This is a genomic window from Bradyrhizobium tunisiense, assembly GCF_042263385.1.
In the GTDB taxonomy this organism is placed as follows: domain Bacteria; phylum Pseudomonadota; class Alphaproteobacteria; order Rhizobiales; family Xanthobacteraceae; genus Bradyrhizobium; species Bradyrhizobium tunisiense.
On record NZ_JBHLEV010000002.1, the window covers coordinates 1,106,448 to 1,128,025 of the forward strand.

Genomic DNA, 21,578 nt, shown 5'->3' on the forward strand with positions numbered 1-21,578 from the left:
TACAGGCTACGCCGCCTTCTTGCTCTCCGCGAGCTGCGCCAATTGCCGCATGATCTCTGTCGTGCCGGCGAGGCGCTCTTCCGGCGTCTCCCAGTCCTGCAGGAACACCACCTTCATGTCGGGCCGCACCTTGGCGGCCTGGCCGTAGCTGCGGATGAATGACACCAGGCGGTCGGGATAGGCAAAGGAATTGTCGCGGAAGGCGATGACGGCGCCCTTCGGGCCGGCATCGATCTTGCCGACATTGGCCCTTCGGCAGAACGCCTTGATCGCGGCGACCTTGAACAGGTATCGCACCTCGTCCGGCAGCACGCCGAAGCGGTCGCGCATCTCGGCGCCAAAATTCTCGATCTCCTCCTCGGTCTCGAGATCCGCAAGGCGCCGGTACAGCGACAGCCGCACCGAGAGGTCGCTGACATAGTCCTCCGGAATGAGCACGGGCATGCCGATCGTGATCGACGGCGACCAGCGGTCGGCGGCGGGCTCGGAGACGCCGGCCTTGAGGTTGACGATCGCCTCCTCCAGCATCGATTGGTACAGCTCGAAGCCGACCTCCTTGATATGGCCGGACTGCTCCTCGCCGAGCAGATTGCCGGCGCCGCGGATGTCGAGGTCGTGCGAGGCGAGCTGGAAGCCCGCGCCCAGCGTCTCCAGCGATTGCAGCACGGTAAGCCGGCGCTCGGCCTGCGCCGTGATCTTCTGCTGCGCCGGCAGCGTGAACAGCGCATAGGCGCGCAGCTTGGCACGGCCGACGCGGCCGCGGAGCTGATAGAGCTGGGCCAGGCCGAACATGTCGGCGCGATGCACGATCAGCGTGTTGGCGTTGGGAATGTCGAGGCCCGACTCCACGATCGTGGTCGACAGCAGGATGTCGAACTTGCCGTCGTAGAAGGCGGTCATGATGTCCTCGATCACGGCGGGCGGCATCTGGCCGTGCGCGACCGCGACCTTCATCTCGGGCACGTTCTTGTCGAGGAAGTCCTTGACCTCGGCGAGGTCGTCGATGCGCGGCACCACGTAGAACGCCTGCCCACCGCGATAGCGCTCGCGCAGCAGCGCCTCGCGGATCATCAGGGGATCGTGCGGTGCGACGAAGGTGCGCACCGCCAGGCGATCGACCGGGGGCGAGGCAATGATCGAGAGTTCGCGGACGCCGGTGAGCGCGAGTTGCAGCGTGCGCGGGATCGGCGTCGCCGACAGCGTCAGCACGTGCACCTCGGCGCGAAGCGCCTTCAGCCGCTCCTTGTGGGTGACGCCAAAGTGCTGCTCCTCATCGACGATGACGAGGCCGAGATCGCGGAATTTGATCGCCTTGCCGAGCAGCGCATGGGTGCCGACGACGATGTCGACCGAGCCGTCGGCAATGCCCTTCTTGACCAGATTGAGCTCCTTGGCCGCGACCAGGCGCGAAGCCTGCGCCACGTTCACCGGAAAGCCCTTGAAGCGCTCCGTGAAGGTTCTTGCGTGCTGGCGCGCCAGGAGCGTGGTCGGCACCACGACCGCGACCTGCTTGCCCTCGAGCGCCACGGCAAACGCGGCGCGCAAGGCCACCTCGGTCTTGCCAAAACCGACGTCGCCGCAGATCAGCCGGTCCATCGGACGGCCGAGTTCGAGGTCCTTCAGTGTGGATTCGATGGCCCCGAGCTGGTCCTCGGTTTCGTCATAGGGGAAGCGGGCACAGAATTCGTCGTAGAGGCCGGGCTGCACCAGAAGCTTGGGCGCCTCGTGCAGATGACGCGCGGCGGCAATCTTGATCAATTCGCCCGCGATCTCGCGGATGCGGTTCTTGAGTTTGGCCTTGCGGGTCTGCCAGCCGCCACCCCCCAGGCGATCCAGCTCGACATCGGTCTGGTCGGAGCCGTAGCGCGACAAGAGCTCGATGTTCTCGACCGGCAGGAAGAGTTTTGTCTCGGCGGCATAGTGCAGCTCCAGACAGTCATGCGGCGCGCCGGCGACATCAAGCGTTTGCAGGCCGACGAAGCGGCCGATGCCATGATCGACGTGGACCACGATGTCGCCGGCGGCAAGGCTCGTCACCTCCGAGATGAAATTGTCGAGCTTGCGGCTGGCCTTGCGCGGCCGTACCAGGCGGTCGCCCAAAATGTCCTGCTCGCTGATCACAGCGATCTCGTCGGTCTCGAACCCGCTCTCGAGGCCGAGCACGGCGAGCATGGTCTCGTTGCGCGGGGTGGCCTGCACCGTGCGCCAGCTGTTCACGCTGGTGGTGTGGGTCAGCTTGTGGTCGCGCAGCATCGAAGTCATGCGGTCGCGCGAGCCTTCGCTCCAGAGCGCGATCACGACCTTCTTGCGCTGGGCGTGCAGCGCCATCACATGGCTCACCACGGACTCGAATACGTTGACCGTGGTGTCGTTGCGCTCCGGCGCGAAGTCGCGGCCCTTGCGCGCACCGGCGTCGACGACACTCGTCCCGTCGGCGGGAACCGAAAATTGCGTCAGCCGCACCAGCGGCATGTCGCTCTCGCGCCTGGTCCATTCCTCGCCGGTGAGATACAGCCGATCCGGCGGCAGCGGCTTGTAGATGGCGCCGCCGCCCGGATGCTCCATGGCGTCGCGGCGGGCTTCGTAATAGTCCAGGATCTGCTTGAACCGTTCGCGGATGGCGTCCTCGGCCTGCGGCTCGATCGCGATCGGAGCGCCTTGCAGATAGTCGAACAGCGTGTCCATCCGGTCCTGGAACAGCGGCAGCCAGTGCTCCATGCCGGGATGGCGGCGGCCTTCGCTGACGGCCTCATACAGCGCATCGTCGCGCTCGGGCGCGCCGAACTCGGCGACATAGCCCATGCGGAAACGGCGGATGGTGTCGGTGACGAGCTGGAATTCCGAGATCGGCACCAGGTCGAGCGCGCGCATGTCGAGCAGCGTACGCTGGGTCTCGGCGTCGAAGGTGCGGATCGATTCCAGGCTGTCGCCGAAGAAGTCGAACCGCACGGGCTGATCGAGGCCGGCCGGAAACAAATCCAGAATGCCGCCGCGCACGGCATATTCGCCGGGCTCGCGCACGGTCGAGGAGCGATTGTAGCCGTTGTGCTCGAGCCAGGCGATGATGGTGTCCATCGGCACGACGTTGCCGGGCGCGACCGACAGCGCCTGCGCCGCGACGAGTTCGCGCGCGGGCACGCGCTGCACGACCGCGTTCACCGTTGTCAGCACGATCAGCGGCTTGTCGCTGCCCGTCAGGGACGCAAGCCGTGCCAGCGTCGTCAGGCGTTGCGCCAGGATGCCGCCATGCGGCGAGACGCGGTCATAGGGCTGGCAGTCCCAGGCCGGGAAGGTCAGCACCGGCAGATCGGGGGCGAAGAACTGCAGCGCGCGTTCGAGCTGCTGCATGCGGGGACCGTCGCGGCAGACCACTGCAAGGCTGACGGCCGGCTTCTTCGGCCGCGCCGCGATGGCCCGGGCGAGATCGGAGACGACGAGGCCTTCGGCGCCTTCCGCGACATTGGCAAGCGTCAGCGCACGGCCGGGCGCAAGCAGCTCGGCCGGAGATTTCATGCCCGATTTCATACGCTGCGGTCCGCGATCGGATAGGCCTTGATGCGGGCAAACAGCGCGCCGGTGACATCAGCCGGCAGCACCTTGTCGCCGGTGATGGCGGCATAGAGATCGGGATCGTTGACCTCGAGCAGCGTCTCGAGCTCGGCGAGCTCGGCATCGGACAAATTGCCGATCTCGGCATCCGCGAAGCGGCCGAGAATCAGGTCCATCTCGCGCGTGCCGCGGTGCCAGCAGCGGAACAGCAGCCGCTTGCGGCGGTCGTCCAGCCCGCTGCTCGATCGTGTCGTTCCCGTCATGTCTCAAATCCAGTCAAACGCAGAAAGCCCGGACGTGCCGGGCCGGGCTGATATAGCCACTCGGGGTGGCCCTGTCAGCCCTCGATTTGGCATGACCGGATGCCCGGACGAAGGCTGCAAAAAAGACGTGGATGCCCGGCATAAAGCCGGGCATGACGGGCCGAAACGATCCTAGATACGCCTGATGCGCCCCAGCCTGCTCAATCCGCTGTTTGCTGCCGTGACCAGCCTGCCCGGCGTCGGTCCGAAGCAGGACAAGCTGCTGCAATATTTGCTCAGCCGGAGCGAGACGCCGCGGCTGGTCGATCTGCTGCTGCATTTGCCGACCCAGGTGATCGACCGCCGCGCGCGGCCAAAAATCAGCGACGCCGTGCAGGGAACCATGGTGACGCTGGAGGTGACGGTCGACCGCCACCGCCCACCCCCGCCGCGCAACGCACGCGCGCCGTATCTGGTCTACGCCAGCGACGACACCGGCGACGTCGTGCTGACCTTCTTCCGCGCCAAGCCCGGCTATGTCGAGAAGCTGCTGCCGGTCGGCGAGAAGCGCTACGTCTCCGGCACGCTTCAGATGTACGACGGTATTCCGCAGATCGTGCATCCCGACCGCGTGCTCGACGAGGAAGCGATCTCGAAACTCTCCGGCATCGATCCGGTCTATCCCTTGACCGAGGGCCTCGCGCTCGGCTCGCTCCGCCGCGCGATCGCGCAGGCATTGCAGAAGCTGCCGGCCCTGCCGGAATGGATCAGCCCGGAAGTGATGCGCAGGTGTCATTTTCCGCCGATCGCAGAAGCGCTCAATCGCGTGCACCAGCCGGTCGAGCTCACGGACATCCTGCCCGACCAGCCGTTCTGGTCGCGCCTCGCCTTCGACGAGCTTCTGGCCGGTCAGCTCGCGCTCGCCCTGATCCGCGCGCAACTCCGCCGTCCTGCCGGCGTCCGCAATGCCGGCAACGGTCACCTGCGCAACAAGATCATCGACGCCCTGCCCTACGCGCTGACGCCTTCGCAGCGCAGCGCCGCCGCCGCCATCGCTGAAGACCTGCAACAGCCTGTGCGCATGCTGCGGCTCCTCCAGGGCGACGTTGGCTCGGGCAAAACGGTCGTGGCGCTGCTCGCTGCCGCCGCCGTCGCCGAAGTCGGCAAGCAGGCCGCGCTGATGGCGCCGACCGAAATCCTGGCGCGCCAGCACATCAAGACCATCGCCCCGCTCGCCGAGCGCGCCGGCATGCGCGTCGCCATCCTCACCGGCCGCGAAAAGGGCAAGGAGCGGCGCGAGATCGTCGCCCGGCTCGCCGCAGGCGAGATCGACCTGCTCGTCGGCACCCATGCGCTGATCCAGGACGATGTGATGTTCCATGATCTCGCGCTCGCCGTCGTCGACGAGCAGCATCGCTTCGGTGTACGCGAACGGCTTGCGCTGACGTCGAAGGGCGAAGCCGTCGACGTGCTGGTGCTGAGCGCGACGCCGATTCCGCGTACGCTGGTGCTGACCTATTTCGGCGACATGGACATCTCGGAGCTACGGGAGAAGCCCGCGGGCCGCCAGCCGATCGACACCCGCGCCGTCGCCATGAGCCGGCTCGGCGAGGTGATGGACGGTGTCGGGCGCGCCCTCGAAACCGGCAAGCTGGTCTACTGGATCTGCCCCCTGGTCGAGGAATCCGAAGCCGAGGGCACCGAGCATCTCACCAACGCGACCAAGCGTTTCGAGAGCCTGCAAAAACGTTTCGGCGAGCGTGTCGGCCTTGTCCACGGCCAGATGAAGGGCACCGAGAAGGACCGCGTCATGGGCCAGTTCGCTGCCCATGAGATCGGCCTTTTGGTCGCGACCACCGTGGTCGAAGTCGGCGTCGACGTGCCCGCCGCGACGATCATGGTGATCGAGAACGCCGAGCGGTTCGGACTTGCCCAGTTGCACCAGCTCCGTGGCCGCATCGGGCGCGGCTCGGAAGCCTCGACCTGCATCCTGCTCTATTCGGAGCCGCTCGGTGAGATGTCGAAGGCCCGGCTGAAGGTGATCCGCGAGACCACCGACGGTTTTCGCATCGCCGAGGAAGATCTGAAGCTGCGCGGCGAAGGCGACGTGCTGGGCGTGCGCCAGAGCGGCCTGCCCGGCTACCGCATTGCGCGCTCGGAGGTGCACGGCCAACTGATCGCCCAGGCTCGTGACGAGGCGCTGCGGATCCTGAAGGACGATCCGAAGCTCAAGGGTGAGCGCGGCGAGGCGCTGCGGTGCCTGCTGTATCTCTACGAGCGCGACGAGGCGATCCCGCTGATCGGAGCAGGTTAGCTCGCGGCTCTTCGGCGCCCCACTTCATAGGCCGACACATGCGCGCGGGCCAGATCCAGCAGCGGCGTCTCGATGCCGAGCGCGCGGGCGCGATTGGCCATATCGCCAAGGATGTGCTCGGACTCGGTGACCGAACCGCGCTCGATGTCGCGCAGCATCGAGGCCTTCAGCGGCGAATCCAGCGTCGTGAAGAGCTTGCGGTCAAACTCGATGAAGGGAGCGCGCGGCTCGTATCCCGAGGCCGTCGCAACGGCGCAGCATTCGGCGAACAAGCGGAAGATGGACTGCTCGCCGTTGGGCACGGCCAGGATGTCTCCGATGCTTGCACGCATCAGGCAGGTGATGCCGGCGAGCGTCGAGAGCTGCACGAACTTCTCCCACATGTCCTGCATGATCGCTTCGCTGGCGCGCACGTCGATGCCGGGAACACCGAGCAGCGTCTCCAGCGCGAGCGCGCGTTCACTTAATGCGCCCTCGATCTCGCCGAAAATGATGGTCTGGTTGGCCATGAACTGAACGACCCGGCCATCGGCATCCAGCCCGGCACTGACATTCGCGAGACCGCCGAGGACACGAGCGGCGCCGAACCTTGTGGTGAGAGCGTCGACATGCTTCAGCCCGTTCAGGATCGGAAGGATCATCGTGCTCGTGCCGACGGCGGGCGCAAACTGGCTCATCGCGTCATCGAGCGAGTAGGCCTTGACGCCGACGAGCACGAGATCGAATGGCTCCTTGAGATCGCTTGCCAGCAGGATCGTCGGATGCACGGCAAAATCGCCGTGCGGGCTCACGACCTGCAATTCGTTCTGCCGCAATTGCTCGGCCCGCGTCTCGCGCACGAGAAAGGTCACGTCGCGGCCTGCACGGGCCAGACAAGCTCCGTAATAGCCGCCAAGCGCCCCTGCGCCGATGACGAGCACTCTCATTCGAACTCCCATTGCACACGAACAGCTGCCGCAGAGACAATAACAGATGGGCTCCGCGGCGTCTCCTCCCCGTCATTGCGAGCGCAGTGAAGCAATCCAGAATCCTTCCGCGGCGACAGTCTGGATTGCTTCAGCGAACGGCGAGTGAGCCCAAAGCGATCAGGCCTTCTTCCGCGCGATCCCCGCCGCGAACGCCTTCATCAGCTCCGCATCCACCGCCTTGCCCTTCGCATCTTCCGCCAGATGCTCGAACCAGCGCGCGAAGCCCTCGTAGATCTGGCTGGCCGGATGGTCGGGCCCGAGGAAACCGGAGATCTCCCGCATCTCCGCGACCCAGCGATAGGCTTTCGGAATCATGTCCGGCAGCGCGACTTCGAGCCGGGCCAGGATCGCGGGTTGGCTCAGCGCCAGTTCGTCGCGCAGCGCGTCGGCCGCGCCCGCTTTCGTTGCCGCGATCACCATGGCCGATCCGATGCCGGCGAGGCCCTTGACGATCCCGGCGTAGGACATTTTCAGCGCGGACGCCGCGCCCACTGGGCCTTCGACGATCCGCACGTCGAGGCCGAGATCCTTCAGCACGACGACATCCTTGGCGTATTCGCCGGACATGTAGAAGACCGGGCTCTTGCCGCCGGGCTGCGGCGGAAATCCGATGATGCCGCCATCGACGAACGGGGCCTGCGCCGAGCCGATGATCTCCTCGATCCGCAACACGGTGTCGACGTTGACCGCGTTGCAATCGACCACGACCGGCTTCTTCTCGCGTCTGACGATCAGCGACGCCAGCCGTTCAGCCAGTGCGACGGCTTCGCCCGGCGGCACGATCGAAAGAATGATGTCGGCACCTGCGATCGCGTCGTCATCGGCGCCGATCATGCCGGCGTCTGCTGCGCGCTTGCGCGTCGCCTCGCTCCGCCCCGCCAGGGACGTCAGCACGCGCGCGCCATGCTCGCTGAGGCGGCGGGCGACGGCGCTGCCCATGGCGCCTGGCGCGAGGATCGCAATGGTTTTGGACATCATGCACTCCAGGTCGAACGCCGGGCGAGGCGCTCGGCTCGACAGGAGACTAGCAGAGGATGCCCGCGCGCGCGTGACCGGCGCCATCACGCAAGGGAATGGCCCTACTCCACCTTCGCAGGCTCGGGCTAACGTGCCGACGCGTTGGCGATACGCGCGGCATTCGCCACGCCGGCAAGCGCCGCCGCCTTCTTCGGATCGGGCGCCGAACCCGGCTGCACCACGCCGGCCGACATGATCAGGGTCGCGGCATCCTCCGTGCTCATATCCACTTCGACGATCTTGCTCTTGGGCACGTAGAAGAAGAACCCGGTGGTCGGGTTCGGCGAGCACGGCAGGAACACCGAGACGTGCTCCTCCTGCCCCGGCAGGCTGCGCGCGACCTCTTCATTCGGCGATTGCGAGATCAGCACGATCGACCACATGCCCGGCGAGGGAAACTCGACCAGGCCCACTTTCCGGAAGCTCGAGCCCTTGCCCGAGAACAGCGTCTCGAACACCTGCTTCAGGCCGCGGTAGATGGCGCGCACGGCCGGGATCCGGCCGAGGAACGTTTCGCCGACATCGACCAGCGTCCGGCCGATCAGGTTGGCCGCGAGGAAGCCGACCAGCGTCAGCGTGAAGAATGCGACAACCAGTCCCCAGCCGGGAATGACGTACGGCAGATAGGTTTCCGGCCGGTAGGCCAGCGGCACGAACGGCCGCACCACGCCATCGACCCAGGTGACGAACCACCAGACCAGATACAGCGTGATGGCGATCGGTCCTGTGACGATGAGACCGGTCAGGAAATAATTGCGGAAGCGGCCCATCAGGCCGGTATGCGGTTCCGGAAGGGGATCTAGAGGCGCAGGCGCGTCGTCGCGGGGGGTCATTCGGGTTCCAAGTCGGTCGCAGCACACAAGCTAGGGTCTTCTAGCAGGTTTTGGAAGACCGCGACCGGTTGATATCCCTTCTGCCTATTCCACAGTCACCGATTTCGCGAGGTTGCGCGGCTGGTCGACGTCGGTGCCCATCACGACAGCCGTGTGATAGGCGAGCAGCTGCACGGGGATGGCATAGACCATCGGCGTGAAGGCGGCCGCCATGTCGGGCATGACGATGGTGACGAGGGACTCCACCGTCGCCTCCTCCGCGCCCTTCGCGTCCGTCATCAGGATGATGTTGCCGCCGCGGGCGGCGACCTCCTGCATGTTGGAGACCGTCTTCTCAAACACCCGGTCGTAAGGGGCGATGACGACCACCGGCATGGTCTCGTCGATCAGCGCGATCGGCCCGTGCTTAAGCTCGCCGGCGGCATAGCCCTCGGCGTGGATATAGGAGATCTCCTTCAGCTTGAGTGCGCCTTCGAGCGCGAGCGGAAAGCTGGTGCCGCGGCCGAGGTAGAGCACGTCGCGGGACTTTGCGATCCGGTGCGCGAGCCTTTCGATCTGGCTCTCGGTGGTAAGCGCATCCGCCATCAGGCGCGGGATCTCGACCAGGCCGTGAACCAGCTTGGTCTCGTCCTCATCGGACAATTCGCCGCGAGCCTTGCCAGCCGCAATTGCAAGATTCGCCAGCACCATGAGCTGACAGGTGAAGGCCTTGGTCGAGGCGACGCCGATCTCGGGGCCGGCCAGCGTTTGCAGCACGGTCTCGCTCTCACGCGCGATCGTCGAGGTCGGCACGTTGACGACGGCGACCGTGTGCACGCCCTCGGCCTTGGCATAGCGCAGTGCCGCCAACGTGTCGGCGGTCTCGCCGGACTGCGAGATGAAGATGGCGAGATCGCCCTTGCGCAAGGGCGCCTCGCGGTAACGGAACTCGGAGGCGACATCGACCTCGACCGGAAGACGCGCAAAGCGCTCGAACCAGTATTTTGCGACGAAGCCGGCATAGCTCGCGGTGCCGCAGGCGGTGATGTTGATGCGCTGGATATTCTTGAAGTCGAAGGGCAGCTTGACCGGCAGCGAGACGCGCTCGGTCGCCATGTCGACGTACCGCGCCAGCGTGTGGCCGACCACTTCCGGCTGCTCGTGGATCTCCTTGGCCATGAAGTGGCGGTAGTTGGCCTTGTCGACCAGCGAGGTCGAGGCGGCGTGCCTGATCTTGTCGCGCTGGACAGCGTGGCCGTCCTTGTCGAAGATCGTTGCGCTCTTGCGCCTCAGCACGACCCAGTCGCCGTCCTCGAGATAGCTGATCGTGTCGGTGAACGGGCCGAGCGCGATGGCGTCCGAGCCGAGATACATCTCGCCCTCGCCATAGCCGATCGCCAGCGGCGGGCCATTGCGGGCGCCGATCATGAGATCGTTGTTGCCGGCGAAGATGAAGCCGAGCGCGAAGGCGCCGCGCAGGCGCCCCAGCGCCAGCTTGACGGCCTCGACCGGCTTGTTGCCGCGCGAGAGCAGATCGTCGACGAGATGCAGCACGATCTCGGTGTCGGTCTCGGTGTGGAACACCGCGCCTTTCTTCTCGAGCTCCCCGCGCAGCTCGCGGAAGTTCTCGATGATACCGTTGTGGACCACGGCGACGCGTTCGGTCGCATGCGGATGGGCGTTGTTGACGGTCGGCTTGCCGTGGGTGGCCCACCGGGTGTGGCCGATGCCGGTGGTGCCCTTCAGAGGCTCGGCTTCGAGCCGCTTCTCCAAATTCTTCAGCTTGCCTTCGGCGCGGCGGCGCTCCAGGTGCTTGCCTTCGAGTGTGGCGACGCCCGCGGAATCATAGCCGCGATATTCGAGACGTTTGAGCGAATCGACCAGTTGCTCTGCAACCGGCTCGCGCCCGAGAATGCCGACAATTCCGCACATGCGGATCACTATCCCCCAAATCGTCGAAAAATCGCCTAAACGACGCGCTCGGTTTTTAGCGAAGTTCGCAAGGAAGCATATACTCAATAATTATTGCTGATTGAGACAGCATGGACCCGTCACCCTGCTTCACCTGCGTCGAATTGGCCGGCCTTAAACCGCGCGCATTAACCTGTTGTCAACAAGTCTGACCAACGCTTGCCGTTTAGGAGTGAGGTCATGAAGGACTCGTCCGACCGCAAAGGGCTGCCACCGATCCACCTGCGCGCCAGCGAGACGACGGGCACGCACCTTTCGCACTGGCCGCCGCCCCTGCGTGCCAAGGAGCGGGGCAAGGAATCCAAGCCTGCCCTCGTCAGCCAGGCCGCCGCCGCCGAACCGGCAAAACGCGCCGGGCCGCGCGGATGGCGCTTGCAGCGGGCGATGTTCTCGAAACTCGACGAGGACGACTAGGGCATGATCGGGAAAAATGTGCAGCGGTTCTCCGAAAAGATCATGCTCAAACTACAGCCCAAAGCGGCGCTCACTTCTCCGGTTTCTTGACGCCCGTCTTCAGCTCGCGATAGCGCGCCGCGCCGCCTTCCCGGATGGTCTGCTGGTTGCGCTCGAGCGCCATCGCATCGTCGGGCACGTCGCGCGTGATCACCGAGCCCGAGCCGATATAGGCGCCGTTGCCGATTTTCACCGGCGCGACCAGCGAGGAGTTGGTGCCGACGAAGGCACCCTGCCCGATCACCGTCTTGTGCTTCTTGAAGCCGTCGTAGTTGCAGGTGATGGTGCCGGCGCCGATGTTGGAGTTGGCACCGACGGTGGCATCGCCGATGTAGGAGAGATGATTGACCTTGACGCCCGCCTCCAGCGTCGCCGCCTTGGTCTCCACGAAATTGCCGATCCGCGCGCCGTCGCCGAGCGAGGTGCCGGGCCTTAAGCGCGCATAGGGGCCGATCGAAACGTTCTTGCCCAGCGTCGTCTGCACGATGTGGGAGAAGGAGTGGATCACGGTGCCGTCGGCGATCGACACGCCGGGGCCGATCACCACGAACGGCTCGATGGTCACGTCCTTGCCGAACATGGTGTCGGCGGCGAGATAAACCGTCTCGGGAGCGATCAGCGTGACCCCGGCCTCCATCGCCGCCTTGCGCAAGCGCGCCTGCATCACGGCTTCTGCCTCGGCGAGCTGTGCCTTGGTGTTGATGCCGCGCACCTCGTCCTCGCCGGTCTCGATCACCACGGCCTCCCATCCCTGCTTGCGGACGATTTCGACCGCGTCCGTCAGATAATATTCGCCCTTGGAATTGGCATTGCCGATTTGGCCGAGGATTTGAAGCGCCCGGCGCCCGTCGATCGCCATCACGCCGGCATTGCACAGATCGATTTTGCGCTCGTCAGCGCTCGCATCGGCCTGCTCGCGGATCGCGACCAGACGTTCGCCCTCGACGATGAAGCGGCCATAGCCGGTGGGGTCGGCGGCACGGAAGCCGAGCGCGGCGATCGCAGCGCCCCTGGCGAGCGGCGCGCGCAGCCGCGCCAACGTCTCGGCCGAGATCAGCGGCGTGTCGCCGAAGGCAATCAGGAGATCATCGACGCCCCGTTCGATCGCCTCGCGCGCCGCCAGCACCGCATGCGCGGTGCCGAGCCGCTCGGCCTGCACGAAGGTGAGCGCGTCGGGCCTGCTGCGCTTCGCTTCGTCCGCGACCGCCTGGTGATCGGGACCGATCACGACCGCGAGCGAGGTGCCGGTTCCCTTGGGTGCCGCAGCGAGCACGTGGTCAAGCAAGGTCTGGCTTGCGACCGGATGCAGGACCTTGGGCAGGCTCGATCGCATGCGCGTGCCTTCGCCGGCGGCGAGCACGATCGTGAGGCTGGAACGGGCGGTCATCGAAATCCTGTCAGATACGGCCGAATCAATTGGCGCGACGGCGGCGGGTCATCCCGAAAAGCTCTCGCCTTGCTACCCCCGCAAACGCCCGGAATTCAAGTGTGACGGGGTTTTCCTGTTAATGTTCCCTGATTGATTCGGGGAAGCTTCGGGGTTGGGCACTTAACGTTCATGGCAAAGGATTCCGACCCACTGGCGGATGCCTTCGGCACCAAGGAGACCGGCGGGCTGTTCTCCGGACTTGTAGCCGAGGAGAGCGCGCTCGACCGCCGCCTGATGTGGCGACTGGGCTCGTGGGGCGTGGCGGCCGTGGGCGCCGTCACCATCGCGGTGATGGCCAACCAGGCCGGGCTCGGCTGGCGACGCGACCAGGTCGCCTCCGCCGATCTCGCACGCCAGGCTGACCGGCTCCAGATGCTGACCCGGGAGAGCCAGAACGAGGCCCGCCGGCTCGCTGCCGCCGTAGAGACGCTGAACAGCGATCGCGACCGGCTCTATTCACGCGTCACGGTGCTGGAGCAAGGCCTCGATTCCGTCACGGGCGCCATCGCCAAACAGACGACCGCCCCGCCGAAGCCGCAGGATGCTGCGGCGGCACCCGCAGCTCCCAGCGTCGCACCCGTCGCCTCGACGCCAACTCCGGCGACCGAGAAGCCGCGCACCGAAGCCGCCAAGGACGCTCAAAAGGATCCTCCGAAGGAAGCTTCGAAGGAGCTCCTGAGCCCGCCACCGCAGACCGCGGCGGCCGCCTCGCTCGTGCAGCAATCGGCGGCCATGACATCGGCGCTGCCGACCATTCCGCTGGTGCCGTCCAAGTCGATCATGGCGCCACCCGATCCGGCCGCATCGAAATTGATTCAGCCCGAGACAACCGAGAAGGCCGCCGAGCCCGCGCCGGCCCCCGCCGAGGTCGTCGCAGCAGCAACGAAGCCACCGGAAGCAGCCGAGACCGAGGCGCCCGCGATCGCAGTCCAGCAGACGCGCTTTGCGATCGACCTCGGCGGCGCCAATTCGATCGACGGTCTGCGAGCGCTCTGGCGCGGCGTGACGAAATCCAATCCGGAAGTTGGAGCGCTGCGTCCGATCATCATGATCAAGGAGGGCGCCACGGGCCTCGGCATGCAGCTCCGCCTGGGTGCCGGCCCCCTCGTCAACGCCGCCGCCGCCGCAAAATTCTGCGCGAGCCTCGCCGAGAACGATCGTCCCTGTGAGACCGCCGTGTTCGACGGCCAGCGCCTGTCGATGCGCGGCGGACCGGAGAAGCCCGAGAAGAATCAGGACCGGGTGCAGGAGAAAACCTCCGAGAAGAGCCAGGAGGCGGCACCGCAAGCCGAAACCGCGCCCGCGCCCAGCGCCAAGCCGGACAAGCGCCGCCGCAGTTCTTCCTCGAAGCGCTCGTCCAAGCGCGAGGAGCCAGCACCCGCCCCTGCGGCGCCGCAGCCCGCGCCAGCGAAGCCGGAGGCCTCTGCATCTCCAGGATCAGGGCTGGCCTCTTTCTTCCGGCGATAGTGTTGCGCTCACCGCCAGTGGAGCGGCGAGCATGCGACCATCGGCCGCTTGAACCGGCCTGCTTTTTCTCGCGAAGTGCGAGTTCATTCCGGCGCGCCCGAAGGCGTTCGCGTCACCACCCAACTCAAGGGCCCCGATGAACGAACTGGATGATGTGCTGAGACTCCTCGTTGCCGCGGCGACAGGGCTGGTGATCGGCATCGATCGCGACATGAACGACAAGCCGGTGGGCATGCGTACCCTGGCGCTGGTGGCCCTGGGCTCTGCGCTGATTTCGATTTCTGTGATCGAGTTTCAGAATCTGCGCGACCACCCGGATGCGATCTCGAGGGTGGTCCAAGGCATTGTTACCGGCGTGCTGAGCGGCGTCGGGTTCATCGGCGCGGGCGTCATCCTGCACGACGTCAGGGCCAAGACGGTTCATGGCCTCACGACGGCGGCCACCGTCTGGATCGCTGCTGGTCTTGGCATCGCCTGCGCGCTGGGCGCCTGGCTGCTGGTCGGCGCCGCCATCGCAGTCACGCTGTTCGTGCTGTTCGGGCTCAGCTGGCTCGAACGCCGCCTGGGGTTGAAATGAGCCTGGCAGTCGCACACGGCAGGTGACCGACTTCATCTCTTCCGAGCGTACCAAATGATACGAACGAGGTTCGCGTAGGACTGCACTATCCGCCACGGATTTGATTCGGAGCGGAGATGACGGACACGAATTTTCTGCGCGACAGCTCACATTGATCCGCGAGCTGGCCGAGCAGGCTGATCCCTACATCAGGAAACGACTCATCGCATTGGCGGAGAAATACGAGCGCCGGCTGGCGGAGCAGCGCCGGAACGCGCAAGGTCTCCCATGAGCTGGTTCAACTGCTCTTGCGTTGGCTTGTCTATGCTCACTCCTCGGCGGCACATGCGTGAGGCGTCACACGCCCAGAACAACCCTCGTGCTCGCCTGTCCTCCGGGAAGCCTGAAGCGGCGGATCGACAGAAACATCGCCTGCCCTGTTGCCTGCCCGCGCCATCCCGACCATATTGCCCCCATGACAAAAAAGCCCTTCCGTCTCACGCCCTACCAGGTGCAGTTCCTGATCGTCGTCGGCTTCGTTTCCGTCGGCTGTGCGCTCTATGTGCGCTATCTCGCGGTCGAGTTCTCGCAGGTCGCCCTCGCCTGTGACGCCGGGCTTCAGACGCTGACCTGCAAGGCGCGGTCGGTCTCGACCGTGCTGTTCAAGAATTCGGTGTTCGGCATCGTCGCGCTGGTGGTTGCGACGCTGAACCTGATGCGCCCGTCGATCGTGCTGCTCACCGTCGGCATCATCGCGGCGGGCCTCGGCATCGTGCTCTACAATGTCGTGCTGTCGGGCCTTGCGATCGGCCTGTTCATTCTTGGCTTTGCTCGGCCCGCGCCCGCCACAGCGTGAGCGCGAACAACAGATAGATCGCGCAGGTCCACAGCGACTGCCAGTTGTCGCGGCCTTCGTTGAAGAGCACGAAGACCCCCGACAGCGCCAGCAGCCCCGCGAACACCGCTTCGGCGATCGGACGCTGGCCGATCTGCGGCCGGTTCAGCATCAATAGCGCAAACGGTACCACCGCCATCGTCAGCGCGGCGTAGGGAAAATCCTTGTAGCGCGGGTCGAACACGAAGCCGAGCGCGGTCGCGGCCGCGATCACCGCCGTCACCGCGAGCGTCAGGCCGAGCACGGCGGTGAGCTTCGACCATTTGCGGCCCTCGCGCGGACCGAGCAGATCGAGGAAGGTCGGAAGGCTGCGGCCGATCACCATCGCCTGCGCGCAGAAGATCGGCGACAGGATGCCGGCCAGCAGCAGCGCGCCCCAGAGCAGCCAGCCGCCGATGCCGTAGCTCTCGTAATACATCTTGTCGACGCCGATCCCGAGGAGGATCCCTGCCGTCGTCGCCGAGATACCGACGCCGAGCCAGGCCGAGAAGCGCGGCGTCCAGGGCCGCCGGCGCAGCGTGATGAGGGCGACCGCGAACACCAGCACGGAAAGTCCCATGCCCGCGCCCATGTACCATTTCCAGTACGGGAAGTTGCTGATCGCCTGGCCCGGCGGATATTTCAGGTTCCGGCGGACCGAATCGTACAGGCCCCAATAGCCGCCGACGGTGCCTTCCAGCTTGCGCTTCCACGGCTGGTCGTAGGACTCGATCAGGTTGACGCGAAACTTGTTCGCCTTCGCAAGGCCGAGGATTTCCGAGACCACACGCGCCTGATTGGTGCGCGAGGGCAACGCGCCGTCGCGCATCCGTCCCGCGCTCGGCCAGCCGGTCTCGCCGATCAGGATCTCCTTGCCGGGGAAGGCCACCGCCATGCGCTCGCGGATCGCCTCGACATGGGCGGAAGCGAATTTGGCCTTGACGGGCAAATCTTCCCAATAGGGCAGGATGTGGATCGTGACGAAGTCGACGACGTCATAGACCTCGCGGTTCTTCAGCCAATATTCCCAGACGTCGGCATAGGTGACGGGCACGCTGACCTGCCCCTTCACCAAGCGGATGATGGAGACGAGGTCGGCCGTCGTCATCTCGCCGCGCAGCAGCACCTCGTTGCCGACGATGACCGTGGTGATGATCTCGGGGAACTGCTTGGTGAGGCGGATCGCAAGGCCGGCCTGCTCGTAATTCTTCGTGCGATTGCTGGAGAGCCAGATGCCCTGCAGCACTTTCATTCCGCCGACCTTTGCCGCGATCGCCGGCACCTGGTCGAGCCCGTTCTCCATGGAATAGGTGCGGACGCAGTCGGTGATCTCCTTGAGCTGGCGCAGATCCTGCTCGATCTGCTCGGCCTCGATATGAGTCCACGGCTCCAGCGGCGTCTGCTCGCCGCGGAACGGCGCGTAGGACACGCATTGGACCTTCTCGGCGGGATCGATCGGGGCGCGCGCGAGCGTGATCGGCGTCGCCAACCACCACCACACGGCAGCAATCGCACCCAGTGAAACGAGCAGCAGCGCCAGTGGCGTACGAAGAGAAATCGGTTCCGTCCTCCGCGAAGGGTCCGTCGATTACCTGCTTGCAAGCCGTCTGCCAAGGGGGGCCCAAATGTGGATCCGACGCATGTATCCGCTCCGCGGATCCGCGCCTGCTCCAAAGAAACCGGCTGCGGCCGTTCGACCGGGGCCTAGCATCGTGACTTTGCTGGACAAAATTCCAAATACAGGTCATGGACTCCGAAAGACTTTTCCGCCGCATTGGAGACCCATTTGGACGCCATCACCGGCGCGTCCGCGGGATCCTGACGCGGACGGCCAGCGGATACATTGGGGAATTCATGCGGCAACGGGTGTTCGAGTCACGAAATGCGGTCCTGCGGCAGTTCGCCGCCACCTTGGCCGTCTCCTGCCTTCTCGTTCTCGCCGGTCTCGGTGGCGCCTCCGCCCAGAGCGGCACGCCCGCCCCGGACCAGGGCAAGGCCGCCGCCCAGCCCGCCGACGCCGCCAAGGATACCGCCCAGAACCAGCGCCGCACCGACGAGTTCGCAGAAGCAGCCCAGGTCATCAACGGCCCGGCCGGCAACCCCGAATGCGTCTGGCTCGGCCGGCGCGTGGTTCGGCTGATGTGGCGGGATGACCTCGATACCGCGTTCCGCCATCTCGACCTCTACGATCGCTTTGGCTGCCCCGGCGGCCACATCCAGGCTGCGTTCCGCTGCCTGACCCGCTTCGGCGGGCAGATCGATCCCAAGGTCGCCGAGACCCTGGACAGCCGCGTGCACGCTTGCTGGATCAATCCGGCCTCCCAGCCGCAGGCGGCGAGCGCCGCCCAACCGGCCGCGCCGGCCGCCAATGCACAACCCCAGCCGGCCGCCAGCCCCTCGCCTGCGGCGAGCCCGTCCCCGGCCCCCCCGAAATAGCCGCGATCGTTTCAGCTCTCGTTCAGGAACGATCGGCCATAGACGCGGTTGGCACCGCCGCGCGTCGTTCGAAAAAGGCCATGCCCTCATAATAAGGACATGAGGCCATGACAGTTGAACCGCACGGCGGAGATATGCTTCCTTTGCCGTGGACTTGGTCGGATCTCGGGGTCGGATCCGCTGCCCTGCCCCCTCAGCCCCTTTTGGTTTAGCCGCGATGCGCGTTGTCGCCGCCGTTCTGTTGCTCGTGTCCGCGCTCCACGCTGGGTTATGGGGAGTCCTGCGCGACAGGGAACCCGCGCCGGATTTCAAGGGCCTGGTGCCGAGCCTGTCCTATACGCCGTTCGAACCGGGCCATGTCGTCGATCTCAACGTCGACCCCGACAAGATTCGCGCGGACATGAAGAAGCTCTCGACCCTCACGCGAGCGATCCGTTCCTACTCCGCGACGGAGGGCAACGAGCTGGTGCCGCCGATCGCGGCCGAGTTCGGCCTCAAGGTTACGGTCGGCGCATGGATCGACAAGGACGAGGATCGCAACGAGCGCGAGATCAAGGCTGCGATCGAGCTCGCCCGCAAGAACAGCAACGTCGTCGGCGTCGTGGTCGGCAACGAGGTGATCTACCGCGGCGAGCAGAAGGTCGAAGACCTCATCCGGATGATCAAGAAGGTCAAGAGCGCGGTCCGCGTTCCCGTTACGACGGGCGAGATCTGGAACATCTGGCGCGATTTCCCTGACCTCGCCTCCAACGTCGACTTCATCGCCGCGCACGTGCTGCCCTATTGGGAAAACTTCCGTTCGGATCAGGCCGTCGACCAGGCCGTGGACCGCTACAACCTCCTGCGCAATCAGTTCCCGGGCAAGCGCATCGTGATCGCCGAGTTCGGTTGGCCGAGCGCAGGCTATAATTTGCGCAACGCAGACCCCGGTCCGTTCCAGCAGGCGGTGACCTTGCGCAACTTCGTCACCCGCGCCGAAGCGCTCGGCATGGACTACAACATCGTCGAAGCCATCGATCAGCCCTGGAAATTCTTCGAAGGTGGCGTCGGTCCCTATTGGGGCATCCTCAATGCCAGCCGCGAGCCGAAATTCGCCTGGACCGGCCCGGTGGAGAATCCCGATTACTGGAAGCTGATGGGCATTGCGCTCTTGGTCGGCGTGCTGCTGTCTCTACCGATTCTGCGGATCGAAAAGCCGACCGCCAGGCAGGCCTTCCTGCTGTCGGCGACCGCCAACGGCGTCGGCGCCTGGGCCGCGACCGTGTTCGCCTACTGGAACGGCCACTACTTCCTGTTCGGCTCGGCCTTCGCGCTGACGCTCGGCATGATCCTTCTCGTTCCGCTGGTCCTGATCGCGATGGCGCGCATCGACGAGATCGCCGCGGTCGCCTTCGGCCGGCCGCCGCAGCGCCTGATCGCCAAGGACAGGCCGGTCGAGAACGTGCCCGAGAATTACTGCCCCAAGGTCTCGATCCATATCCCGGCCTATTTCGAGCCGGTCGATATGCTGAAGCAGACGCTGGATGCGCTGTCGCGGCTGAACTATCCGAACTACGAATGCGTGGTCATCATCAACAACACGCCCGATCCCGCCTTCTGGCAGCCGATCCAGGATCATTGCCGCGCGCTCGGTGAACGCTTCAAGTTCATCAACGCCGAGAAGGTGCAGGGCTTCAAGGCCGGCGCGCTGCGCATCGCGATGGACCGCACGGCAGCGGATGCCGAGATCATCGGCATCCTCGATGCCGACTACGTCGTCGATCCCGACTGGCTGAAGGACCTCGTGCCCGCGTTCGCCGACCCGAGCGTCGGCCTCGTGCAGGCGCCGCAGGAGCATCGCGACGGCGACCTGTCGATCATGCACTACATCATGAACGGCGAATATGCCGGCTTCTTCGACATCGGCATGGTCCAGCGCAACGAGGCCAATGCCATTATCGTGCACGGCACGATGTGCCTGATCCGCCGCGCCGCGATGGACATGGCCGGCGGCTGGTCGAGCGACACGATCTGCGAGGATTCAGACCTCGGCCTTGCGATCCAGGAGCTCGGCTGGACCACGCACTACACCAACCACCGCTATGGCCAGGGCCTGCTTCCCGACACCTACGAGGCCTTCAAGAAGCAGCGTCACCGCTGGGCCTATGGCGGCCTCCAGATCGTCAAGAAGCACTGGCGCCAATTCCTGCCCGGCAAGAGCCGCCTGACGCCCGACCAGAAGCGCGAATACGGCCTCGGCTGGCTGAACTGGCTGGGCGCCGAAAGCCTCGGCGTGGTCGTGGCGCTGCTCAATCTCGTCTGGGTGCCGATCGTCGCCTTCGCCGACATCGCCATTCCCGACAAGATTCTGACGCTGCCGATCATCGGCGCCTTCATCGTCTCGCTGGCGCACTTCCTGTCGATGTACCGCGCCCGCGTCGCCATCAAGCCCGGCCAGATGCTGGGCGCCATGATCGCGGCGATGAGCGTGCAATGGACGGTGTCGCGCGCCGTGGCGCAGGGCCTGATCACCGAGCACATCGCCTTCGCCCGCACCTCGAAGGGCGGCCTGTCCAGGATGTCGATCGAGTTCCAGGCGTTCTGGGAGGCCGTGATCGGCGCCCTCCTCATCATCGGCGCCGGCGTCCTGATCGCCACCAACAGCTACAAGCAGATCACCGAGATCTACATCTTCGCCGGCGTCCTCCTGCTGCAAAGCCTGCCATTCCTGGCCGCGGTCGCAATCGCCGTCCTCGAGCTCAGCCGCATCAACTCGTTCCAGTTCTGGCGCGACAGCGCGATCCGGACCGCCGAGCTGATCGGCCTCCGCCCGGTGACGCTGCCTCCGGTGGGCGCGCCGCAGGCGGTGCCGAACGAGGTGCGGCGGGAGACGAACTGACGGGCACCCAGCCGGTTGAGACCTCGTGATGAAAAGTCACGTGCTCTTCGACGGGATGGCGGCCCGCCAATCGGGTTGAGAATTCCGGCCTAAGCCGTGGAGCCCGCAAGAAAATCCCCACTCCTGCCGAGACTTTCGGCAGCGCCCCGCACTATTGACCTGCGCAGCCGCTGCCCCTACACAGCGCAGGCCGAGAGCATGATCCGGAAACAGCCGGTTTTTCCTCGCGACGCTCATAGCGTAGCGGCAAGACATGCTTCTCGAATGTCCGAACACGATGGCGATCTCTTTGAAGCCATCAGCGGCCATGGGAGCGCGTAGCTCAGCCGGTAGAGCACGTGACTTTTAATCACGGGGTCCTGGGTTCGAGCCCCAGCGCGCTCACCAAATACAAGCAAGTATTTGCATCGCAACAAGAAGCACACTCGACAGGTTCACTTCTCCAGCGAGCAGGAAGCTCCCGGCAGCGGTGACTGTTCAATCACCCGGCGGCCTGTCTCGGCGCCGCTCCGGTCCAGATCGCGCTGCAGCGAGTGAATGTCGGCTCGCGAGTTCAAAGCGATGGTGGACAGGCACAACTTTTGCGATTATTCACTCATTGATTGCAGTTGG

The 21,578-nt window shown here is 65.4% G+C and carries 15 protein-coding genes and 1 tRNA gene; 8 read left to right on the forward strand and 8 right to left on the reverse strand.

Features of this window, described 5'->3' with window-relative positions; translation table 11 throughout:
• Window positions 1–6: 6 nt before the first annotated feature.
• Complete coding sequence (gene mfd / locus ACFDR6_RS12730; protein WP_375858483.1) at window positions 7–3,525, reverse strand: transcription-repair coupling factor; 3,519 nt, start codon at window positions 3,523–3,525, stop codon at window positions 7–9.
• The gene (locus tag ACFDR6_RS12735) at window positions 3,522–3,812 is read right to left on the reverse strand and encodes an FAD assembly factor SdhE (protein WP_375858484.1); all 291 of its coding nucleotides are present in this window, start codon (window positions 3,810–3,812) and stop codon (window positions 3,522–3,524) included. The genes mfd and ACFDR6_RS12735 overlap by 4 nt, the downstream gene beginning before the upstream one ends.
• A gap of 184 nt (window positions 3,813–3,996) precedes the next feature.
• On the opposite strand from ACFDR6_RS12735, the gene recG reads away from it, so the two are divergent.
• Window positions 3,997–6,105 (forward strand): ATP-dependent DNA helicase RecG, encoded by a 2,109-nt coding sequence (recG, locus tag ACFDR6_RS12740; protein WP_375858485.1) that lies wholly within the window; start codon window positions 3,997–3,999, stop codon window positions 6,103–6,105.
• Here the strand turns inward: recG and panE are convergent.
• The 4 genes from panE to glmS form a co-directional block, all read right to left on the reverse strand.
• On the reverse strand, window positions 6,102–7,031 hold the full coding sequence (gene panE, locus ACFDR6_RS12745) for a 2-dehydropantoate 2-reductase (protein ID WP_375858486.1): 930 nt from the start codon (window positions 7,029–7,031) through the stop codon (window positions 6,102–6,104). The two genes, recG and panE, sit on opposite strands and share 4 nt — an antisense overlap.
• Window positions 7,032–7,190: 159 nt before the next feature.
• Complete coding sequence (locus ACFDR6_RS12750) at window positions 7,191–8,048, reverse strand: NAD(P)-dependent oxidoreductase (protein ID WP_375858487.1); 858 nt, start codon at window positions 8,046–8,048, stop codon at window positions 7,191–7,193.
• A 128-nt stretch (window positions 8,049–8,176) separates the two neighbouring features.
• Complete coding sequence (locus ACFDR6_RS12755; protein WP_375858488.1) at window positions 8,177–8,923, reverse strand: DUF502 domain-containing protein; 747 nt, start codon at window positions 8,921–8,923, stop codon at window positions 8,177–8,179.
• 84 nt (window positions 8,924–9,007) lie between these two features.
• The gene (gene glmS, locus ACFDR6_RS12760; protein ID WP_375858489.1) at window positions 9,008–10,834 is read right to left on the reverse strand and encodes a glutamine--fructose-6-phosphate transaminase (isomerizing); all 1,827 of its coding nucleotides are present in this window, start codon (window positions 10,832–10,834) and stop codon (window positions 9,008–9,010) included.
• A 219-nt stretch (window positions 10,835–11,053) separates the two neighbouring features.
• On the opposite strand from glmS, the gene ACFDR6_RS12765 reads away from it, so the two are divergent.
• The gene (locus ACFDR6_RS12765) at window positions 11,054–11,287 is read left to right on the forward strand and encodes a hypothetical protein (protein WP_212084909.1); all 234 of its coding nucleotides are present in this window, start codon (window positions 11,054–11,056) and stop codon (window positions 11,285–11,287) included.
• A gap of 70 nt (window positions 11,288–11,357) precedes the next feature.
• On the opposite strand, the gene glmU is transcribed toward ACFDR6_RS12765, so the two are convergent.
• Window positions 11,358–12,713: a bifunctional UDP-N-acetylglucosamine diphosphorylase/glucosamine-1-phosphate N-acetyltransferase GlmU gene (gene glmU / locus ACFDR6_RS12770; RefSeq protein ID WP_375858490.1), complete on the reverse strand. Its 1,356-nt coding sequence runs from the start codon at window positions 12,711–12,713 to the stop codon at window positions 11,358–11,360.
• A gap of 171 nt (window positions 12,714–12,884) precedes the next feature.
• Between glmU and ACFDR6_RS12775 the strand changes: the two genes are divergently transcribed.
• From ACFDR6_RS12775 to ACFDR6_RS12785, 3 genes are all read left to right on the forward strand, one after another.
• A complete protein-coding gene (locus tag ACFDR6_RS12775) occupies window positions 12,885–14,222 on the forward strand; it encodes a hypothetical protein (protein WP_375858491.1) in 1,338 nt (445 codons plus the stop codon).
• 136 nt (window positions 14,223–14,358) lie between these two features.
• Window positions 14,359–14,799, forward strand: a complete 441-nt coding sequence (locus ACFDR6_RS12780; RefSeq protein ID WP_212084903.1) for an MgtC/SapB family protein — start codon at window positions 14,359–14,361, stop codon at window positions 14,797–14,799.
• A gap of 454 nt (window positions 14,800–15,253) precedes the next feature.
• Window positions 15,254–15,634 carry a hypothetical protein gene (locus ACFDR6_RS12785; protein ID WP_212084900.1) on the forward strand — a complete coding sequence of 127 codons (381 nt, stop codon included), beginning with the start codon at window positions 15,254–15,256 and terminating at the stop codon, window positions 15,632–15,634.
• Here the strand turns inward: ACFDR6_RS12785 and ACFDR6_RS12790 are convergent.
• Window positions 15,594–17,153 (reverse strand): glycoside hydrolase family 17 protein, encoded by a 1,560-nt coding sequence (locus ACFDR6_RS12790; protein ID WP_375858492.1) that lies wholly within the window; start codon window positions 17,151–17,153, stop codon window positions 15,594–15,596. The genes ACFDR6_RS12785 and ACFDR6_RS12790 overlap by 41 nt on opposite strands.
• A 353-nt stretch (window positions 17,154–17,506) precedes the next feature.
• Between ACFDR6_RS12790 and ACFDR6_RS12795 the strand changes: the two genes are divergently transcribed.
• The 3 genes from ACFDR6_RS12795 (at window position 17,507) to ACFDR6_RS12805 (ending at window position 21,353) form a co-directional block, all read left to right on the forward strand.
• On the forward strand, window positions 17,507–18,088 hold the full coding sequence (locus ACFDR6_RS12795; RefSeq protein WP_212084898.1) for a beta-1-3, beta-1-6-glucan biosynthesis protein: 582 nt from the start codon (window positions 17,507–17,509) through the stop codon (window positions 18,086–18,088).
• A gap of 217 nt (window positions 18,089–18,305) precedes the next feature.
• Window positions 18,306–20,966 carry a glycosyltransferase gene (locus ACFDR6_RS12800; protein ID WP_375858493.1) on the forward strand — a complete coding sequence of 887 codons (2,661 nt, stop codon included), beginning with the start codon at window positions 18,306–18,308 and terminating at the stop codon, window positions 20,964–20,966.
• A gap of 311 nt (window positions 20,967–21,277) precedes the next feature.
• Window positions 21,278–21,353: transfer RNA gene (locus ACFDR6_RS12805), tRNA-Lys, on the forward strand.
• Window positions 21,354–21,578: the final 225 nt, after the last annotated feature.

Bases quoted from the DNA above. Each gene is read 5' to 3' on its own strand.
- ACFDR6_RS12795 (WP_212084898.1), top strand. From the start codon at position 17,507: ATGCGGCAACGGGTGTTCGAGTCACGAAATGCGGTCCTGCGGCAGTTC.
- glmU (WP_375858490.1), bottom strand. From the start codon at position 12,713: ATGACCGCCCGTTCCAGCCTCACGATCGTGCTCGCCGCCGGCGAAGGC.
- ACFDR6_RS12800 (WP_375858493.1), top strand. From the start codon at position 18,306: ATGCGCGTTGTCGCCGCCGTTCTGTTGCTCGTGTCCGCGCTCCACGCT.
- recG (WP_375858485.1), top strand. From the start codon at position 3,997: ATGCGCCCCAGCCTGCTCAATCCGCTGTTTGCTGCCGTGACCAGCCTG.
- glmS (WP_375858489.1), bottom strand. From the start codon at position 10,834: ATGTGCGGAATTGTCGGCATTCTCGGGCGCGAGCCGGTTGCAGAGCAA.
- ACFDR6_RS12765 (WP_212084909.1), top strand. From the start codon at position 11,054: ATGAAGGACTCGTCCGACCGCAAAGGGCTGCCACCGATCCACCTGCGC.
- ACFDR6_RS12755 (WP_375858488.1), bottom strand. From the start codon at position 8,923: ATGACCCCCCGCGACGACGCGCCTGCGCCTCTAGATCCCCTTCCGGAA.
- ACFDR6_RS12750 (WP_375858487.1), bottom strand. From the start codon at position 8,048: ATGTCCAAAACCATTGCGATCCTCGCGCCAGGCGCCATGGGCAGCGCC.
- ACFDR6_RS12775 (WP_375858491.1), top strand. From the start codon at position 12,885: ATGGCAAAGGATTCCGACCCACTGGCGGATGCCTTCGGCACCAAGGAG.
- ACFDR6_RS12735 (WP_375858484.1), bottom strand. From the start codon at position 3,812: ATGACGGGAACGACACGATCGAGCAGCGGGCTGGACGACCGCCGCAAG.
- ACFDR6_RS12785 (WP_212084900.1), top strand. From the start codon at position 15,254: ATGACAAAAAAGCCCTTCCGTCTCACGCCCTACCAGGTGCAGTTCCTG.
- ACFDR6_RS12780 (WP_212084903.1), top strand. From the start codon at position 14,359: ATGAACGAACTGGATGATGTGCTGAGACTCCTCGTTGCCGCGGCGACA.
- mfd (WP_375858483.1), bottom strand. From the start codon at position 3,525: ATGAAATCGGGCATGAAATCTCCGGCCGAGCTGCTTGCGCCCGGCCGT.
- panE (WP_375858486.1), bottom strand. From the start codon at position 7,031: ATGAGAGTGCTCGTCATCGGCGCAGGGGCGCTTGGCGGCTATTACGGA.